Raw genomic sequence first — 5,936 nt, 5'->3', positions numbered from 1 at the left:
GTCGGGTTTCGCCACTTCTGGCTTGAGCGTCATTTTTTGTGATGCTCGTCAGGAGGGCGGAGCCTCTGGAAAAGCGCGGTTGGCTTGTCCGGCTCTGGGGGGAAGGGGGGGCTGTGCTTTTTTTCCCTGGCATCCATGAATCCCGTCCTTTTAACCCCCACCGCTCGCCGCAGTCCTGTGACCGAGCGTAGCGAGCGAACAGGCGAGGAAGCGGAATTTACCCTGCCCGTACATAGAAACCCGTTCGCACGTTACTTTCCGGTTTAGCCTTGTGTCCCGGTGCTATAGGCTGGGGCCGTCTTTCTGGTACTGTTTTTGTTTTTCCAGTACCCGTTCTTTTTCCCGCTGTGCACGGGCGTGATAGCGTTGTGCTGCTATGTCCTGTTCTGCCTGTAGAGGCTCCTGAACTGCCCGAGCTGCTGCGTTAATTCGCTGACCTGACTGCTCAAGGAGCTGACTTGCCTGTGCAGCGTCACGTTGTCCTGTAAAGTACGCTCGAACATGTCCTGCAAGGCGTTCTGCGCGCTCTCGCAGGCGTGCTGTTGCGCGTTGAATTGCTGCTCCAGCCGCTTCAAGGCGTTGAGCAAATGGGTTTCCAGCTCGGTCATCGGTCAGTACCCCAGTGGTATCTTGTAATTTTCGCCGTTCACGCCGAACGATCCCGGCCTCTCGTCGATTTTCAGGCAAAGCCGCCCTTTCTCCCCGGCGTTCGCGCACGTCGACCACTGAATTTTGCCTCCCTTCTCGGCCATCGTGTCGAGCGCCTGTTTCTGCTGTCGCAGCGTCTGCCAGTTCTGGCTGATTTGGGACTCCTGCCATGCCGACAGCCCCCAGCCGCTCAGCAAGATAACGCCCAAGACGGTCAGTGCTGTCAGGGCCGGGAACAGGATGCGGCTCCGTATAAGACTCCAGAGCAGGTCTTTTTTGCGGCGGCTGAATTCCGATGACATGGCTTCTATCTGGCGTTGCATATCGGCCTGCATGGTATTGAGCTCGGTACTCAATATGGTGTTCAACCCGTCGCGCAAAGCGATCAGCTGCTCCCGGGTCAGGTTTTGAATAGTCTCGTTCTCCTGCTGCTGCCGCTGTTTCAAGCGTTCGGCGAGGGTCAAAGTCTCGCTCATAGAGTCCTCCTTTCAGTCGCCAGCGCTGGCCGCTCTCCGGCTCGGCGACGGTGATGTAATTCTTGCCTGTCCGGGTTACGGTCAGACCCAGCTCGGCCACCTGCTCCAGTAACTGCTGCCGGTCGCTGATAAGCCCCTCAGCAGCCCGCTGTGCCAATATCCGGTCGAGCAGCTCCCGTATGTTCCCGTCGGGTTTTTCGCCGCGTCTGATGGCTTCTGCGGCGATTTTCAGCTCATGGCCGGGGGGGGCAATATCGCGCGCCCGCTGCGGGTCATCCGGGTCAGCCAGTCCGTAGCGGGCATTGATTTCACTGCGGAAGTCGTCAAAAGCCTGCCGTGCCCGGTCGCCGGGCGGGCGGATGTTGAGGCTTTTCCCGGTGCTCAGTTCCACGCGGGGCGTGACGAAGTGCAGCTCGTGATGGCCGGCATGGCTGTGGCGTACCCACAGGATGTTGTACTGGTCAGGCTCCATGCCGGCGAACGCCACGCGCTCGAACCGGTCCATGATGGCCTGCTCCCTCTCCGGCGGGAGGGTTTCCCCGGGGGCGAACGACAGGACACCGGACGTGTAGCGGTACCTGAACGTCAGCGCGTCGATTAAATCCCGGGTGGCATCCGGGGCGCCGCGCAGCACGACCGGGGGCGATGACGCCCGGCCCGGTCTGTCCGGGTCAATCATGTAATCCACGGGGCCACTGCCGCCGCCGGTACCGTGGCGACTGAAACCCACTATCACCGGGTCAGCTCCCGAATGTGGCGCTCGATGGCCATCAGGTGAGACACCACCTCAACCGCCGAGGCGGCGGATTTATGTGTGTTCACCCAGCGGGCGATCATGTTCAGGTTGGCGTTAAGGCGGTTGAGCAGGATGAGGCGCTCGCGGTCGTCGGCTTTGTGGCTGATGTTCATCCTGCCGATGTGGTCGCGCACGAGTTCTGACATGGTGAAACCTGACCTGTCGGCCAGCGCCTGCAACTGGCTGAATTCGTCGTCAGAAAACCGCACCCGGAGCATGTTTTCACGTTTCTTCATCGCACCCCCATTTACCGGCGAATAATGAATAAACAAGGCTACCCGATGTTGCTACATTTCGCTACGCTCAACGTCGCACATCGGGCCTTGCAAGGGGAGGAAAATCCTCCCCTTGACCCCACCTTACAGCGGTTATTCTGCACCCTCGATCACCGGTCAGGCATGGCTGACCGCGCTGTCTGTCTCCGGTTCAGGTTCATGGTAGGCGTGGTAAAAATCGCGGAGCTTTTCGGCGAGAAGGAAGGCGAGGATTTCGCGCACCTGGTCATGGGAGATTTCGATGAGGGCGTAGGCCAGTGCACAGCACTGGTCGAGCTGTTCATCGAGGTCGGGATTGAGGTCATTGAACAGATTCATGGCATGGTTTCCGGTAGTGGTTAGCACTTCCACCACCGGAGTTCCTACGCTCTGGTGGTGGACTCTGGCGGGGGTAGGAATACCGGCACTACCTAACCGGCCAGCCCGAAGGCTGCCCAGCCAGAGCCACCATATAGGCGTACTCAGCTAACAGCTGCGTGAGCGTAGCTGTTGATGGTAGTGAATGCCGGGTTCCTACACCCGACCGCCATGTGTGGCGGCGGGACCATTATAACCGAAAAAACGCTGTGATGGGCTGACGCGCTGCGCTTGTCCAACGCCTCACGGCCACACAGTAAACTGTGCATCCGTGAGGCGTTATCGCGTGGGAATACGGATTAAAACCGGCGTCAGGCGGCTGATCCCGGATGAAACCGGCCTCCCGCCTGTACCGTGCATAATCATGCAATGGTGGAAAAATTATCGGGCCGGATAGTGGGGGTTTTGGGGGGAGAACCGGGCGGGTTTTGACGGTTTGGCCCCCGAACTACGCGGAGGGCGTCGGGGGCGGTGCGGTGAACAGATGTTATGGTAAATTGGCCTGATCCGCAGGCAAAAAAAACCGCCAATAGTAGCGGTTTTTTACGTGTAACAGTCAGACTTCTGGAGGGAGCTGACCCTGTGGCTGAAACTGAGGAATATTCAGTTGCAAGTGCAGCAAAATGCCTAATCCATTTCCAGTTTCTAAAGCATTTGACCAGCCAATAGATAACGCTTCACCAATAAACCAATCCTTTGCCCGTTGGCAATAATTTGCTACTGGAGTTTCTGGATTTGATTGATTGTAGAGGCTTACTACGAGATCTCGTGAAGCTAAAAAGGTTGGATTACCAACAGTAACATTGCGTGGATCTGGGAAGTTGAACGGTCGTCCCATTTGAGGTGTAGTCATGTTTTTTCCTGTTTTTATCTATTCGTTTCGCATGATGCGACGGGCTTTGCTAGCACCGCTTAATGCAGGTGTGGGTAAAGCTAATAAAAAACAAGTAACCACATGGTTGTGTGTATGTTTTTTGTTCAATTGATTGAGTTCAACATTCGGGTGTTATGGTAAATGACCTATCTTATTCAGCGTATCGAGCGGGGGTTTTGGCGTTGACCAACAACGGCCAGAATGGTGACTCGTTGCTTAGTATCATCCACTTCGTATAGCACATGCTGGCCGAGCTGGCTGATGCGACGAACTCCAATACCATAGCGTTCATCCAACTCATACAATCGAGGGAAGTCGGCCAGTTTGTCAGTAGAGTTCAAGATGCGTTCCGTCACGTAATTAGCGTCCCAGATAGAGGCATTTTCGGCCAGATATTCAAACAACCCGGCTACGTCCTCCACCGCGTTCTCTGCCCAGTCTATTTCATACCGCATCACGCTGTTCTTTCAGTTCATGATGTCGTGCTTGCAGTCTCTGGCGCACCTGTTCGGTGGTCATGCGTGGTCGAGTGTCAGCACGAGCTGCCGCTACCTTGCCGCGTATCCATTCGTCATACTCGGCTTGTGCCAGTTCTTCGTTAGCCAGTCGTTGCAGCAATGCAGCCTTATCTGCACCGCCAGGTATAATACGCGGCAGACTCTCAGCCAGTTCGCGCAGAAAGTTGGCGTTTTCATAATGGGTGCTGTTGCTCATAGCTGTAGCTCCTGATTCCCAGTGTGTTTCAAAGAGAGTTTAGCAGTGAGGGCTTTATGGGTCATGTGCTTATTGGACGTAATTCTCTGCTATAGAAGTATAGATAATACTCCAGCTATGTGTGCTAAAGTTGATATAGAATAAATGTGTTTTTTGTTTTTAAATCAATAATTTGTTTTAACAAGGAAAGTGTCATGTCATATGTTATTTATTTGACGTTAGAAGGCGAGCAGCAAGGATTGATATCCTCAGGGTGTTCTACACTTGATTCAATAGGAAACCGTTATCAGAGTGGGCATGAGGACCAAATACAAGTCTTAAGCCTGAATCATACGATCACTAGAGAGGATAATGTTGCTCATCATCCAATACAGCTCACTAAGCCTATAGATAAGTCTTCCCCATTACTTGGCGTTTCCGTTACTTCTAATGAGTCACTCACAGCAACGTTCTACTTTTATAGAACTAACCAAGCTGGGCAGTTGGAAGTTTTTTATGAGTTGAAGTTGACTGGTGCAAGGGTTGTGGCTGTATCATCAACATACCCACACTCTATTAATAATATAGACTCTATTCCTTTTGAAGACGTGATGTTGAAATATAATACTATTTCTTGGTCACATAAAGTCGCTGGTACATCAGGATATAGTATTTGGGGTTAGTTGAAAAAAAAGCCAATTATTTATCGATTGGCTTTTTAAATATAGAGTGAATCTTGTTTGAAATAAATGATATTAGGAATGCCATTAGTAATATTAAAAATAGAGATGTGAAAAAGCTGACGTTATCAGATCCCCACTCTTGAGCGTAATCTACCAACCCCAAGCCATTGGGTGATAATAGTTGATATGCGAGGTCTGATATCGTTCCTATTGCATAGCTTACAGGAGGGGTGTAACGTGTTATAAGAATTGATATTGATATATAAATCAATGGTTTAATTATTTTATTTATTGCATTTTTCAAAGTGAGACTCTCCGATAACATCTATTCTTCCGTAAGCCATCAATCCATTTTTTGAGGCGGAAACTTTAATTTTTCTGGTTTTTAATAGAGCGTTTCTGACCACGATGAAGTCATTAACTTTAAAGAATGTTATACACCCCCATGACTCACCTGAACCATCAGGTCTTAATGGGTGCAATCTAAAGTTTCCACGGCGGACTCCATTGGTTGTGGCATGGTCGTTTAGTGTTTTTGAGTTATATAGGCCAAACCATTCATTATGATTTGTACCAAACCATAAATCTGCGCCAAAATTTCTTATTTTATTCCCAAACGTGCTCGGTGGTCTGTCTACAATATAATATTGTCCAACTGGGATTGGTCCTTGATCTGGTATGTTTGTACAATTTGGATTGTTTATATAGCTTCCTCTTCCGCTTAGAACGTCAAACTTACCAAGTCCATAAACATGAAGTATGGCTTTGCCTCCAGTTAATGCCCTATTATCGTATTCCATCCTCATTAGTATCATTTATTGAAGTCCTTTTTCTTTCAACAATACGTGTTACTTTTCGTCTTATAAGTAATTATTTTGTACAAGCAATGCAAGGATCCTCTTGAGATCCTTTGCTGCTGCGCGTAATCTCAGGCGCTGTAAACGAAAAAACCGCCTTGCAGGGCGGTTTTTCGAAGGTTCTTAGAGCTACCAACTCTTCGAACCAAGGTAACTGGCTTGGAGGAGCGCAGTCACCAAAACTTGTCCTTTCAGTTTAGCCCTAATCGGCGCACAACTTCAAGACTAACTCCTCTAAATCAGTTACCAATGGCCGTTGCCAGTGGCGATAAATCGT

Annotated in this window: 9 protein-coding genes and 1 pseudogene; 1 reads left to right on the top strand and 9 read right to left on the bottom strand. The window is 50.7% G+C overall.

All coding sequences use genetic code 11. The annotated features are described in order from the left end of the window. Positions 1-374 precede the first annotated feature (374 nt). From OB87_RS03190 to OB87_RS03160, 8 genes and pseudogenes are all read right to left on the bottom strand, one after another. Positions 375-608 carry an MbeD family mobilization/exclusion protein gene (locus tag OB87_RS03190; RefSeq protein ID WP_033568006.1) on the bottom strand — a complete coding sequence of 78 codons (234 nt, stop codon included), beginning with the start codon at positions 606-608 and terminating at the stop codon, positions 375-377. A gap of 3 nt (positions 609-611) precedes the next feature. Continuing rightward, on the bottom strand, positions 612-1,124 hold the full coding sequence (locus tag OB87_RS19435) for a hypothetical protein (RefSeq protein ID WP_050515619.1): 513 nt from the start codon (positions 1,122-1,124) through the stop codon (positions 612-614). A 349-nt stretch (positions 1,125-1,473) separates the two neighbouring features. Next, positions 1,474-1,629, bottom strand: a pseudogene (locus OB87_RS21145) (relaxase/mobilization nuclease domain-containing protein); the annotation flags it as partial. A gap of 227 nt (positions 1,630-1,856) precedes the next feature. Then, positions 1,857-2,156, bottom strand: coding sequence for a plasmid mobilization protein (locus tag OB87_RS03175; protein WP_050515618.1), 300 nt, complete (start codon positions 2,154-2,156; stop codon positions 1,857-1,859). 156 nt (positions 2,157-2,312) lie between these two features. After that, positions 2,313-2,513, bottom strand: a complete 201-nt coding sequence (locus tag OB87_RS20880; protein WP_081977340.1) for a hypothetical protein — start codon at positions 2,511-2,513, stop codon at positions 2,313-2,315. A 595-nt stretch (positions 2,514-3,108) separates the two neighbouring features. Then, the gene (locus tag OB87_RS20490) at positions 3,109-3,405 is read right to left on the bottom strand and encodes a hypothetical protein (RefSeq protein ID WP_152605868.1); all 297 of its coding nucleotides are present in this window, start codon (positions 3,403-3,405) and stop codon (positions 3,109-3,111) included. A gap of 176 nt (positions 3,406-3,581) precedes the next feature. Then, positions 3,582-3,881 (bottom strand): type II toxin-antitoxin system RelE/ParE family toxin, encoded by a 300-nt coding sequence (locus OB87_RS03165; protein ID WP_033568002.1) that lies wholly within the window; start codon positions 3,879-3,881, stop codon positions 3,582-3,584. Continuing rightward, a complete protein-coding gene (locus OB87_RS03160) occupies positions 3,871-4,140 on the bottom strand; it encodes a hypothetical protein (RefSeq protein WP_033568001.1) in 270 nt (89 codons plus the stop codon). Before OB87_RS03160 ends, OB87_RS03165 begins: the two co-directional genes overlap by 11 nt. Before the next feature lie 194 nt (positions 4,141-4,334). Here OB87_RS03160 and OB87_RS19640 point away from each other — a divergent pair, with 194 nt between their 5' ends. Then, positions 4,335-4,802 (top strand): Hcp family type VI secretion system effector, encoded by a 468-nt coding sequence (locus OB87_RS19640; RefSeq protein ID WP_072025420.1) that lies wholly within the window; start codon positions 4,335-4,337, stop codon positions 4,800-4,802. Positions 4,803-5,086: 284 nt separating this feature from the next. On the opposite strand, the gene OB87_RS19635 is transcribed toward OB87_RS19640, so the two are convergent. Then, positions 5,087-5,602: a DUF2778 domain-containing protein gene (locus OB87_RS19635; RefSeq protein ID WP_235425228.1), complete on the bottom strand. Its 516-nt coding sequence runs from the start codon at positions 5,600-5,602 to the stop codon at positions 5,087-5,089. Between the last annotated feature and the right edge of the window lie 334 nt (positions 5,603-5,936).

It is taken from the genome of Dickeya undicola (genome assembly GCF_000784735.1).
In the GTDB taxonomy this organism is placed as follows: Bacteria; Pseudomonadota; Gammaproteobacteria; order Enterobacterales; family Enterobacteriaceae; genus Dickeya; species Dickeya undicola.
The sequence above is the reverse complement of the archived record's forward strand: the minus strand, read 5'-3'. Positions and strand labels throughout refer to the sequence as shown.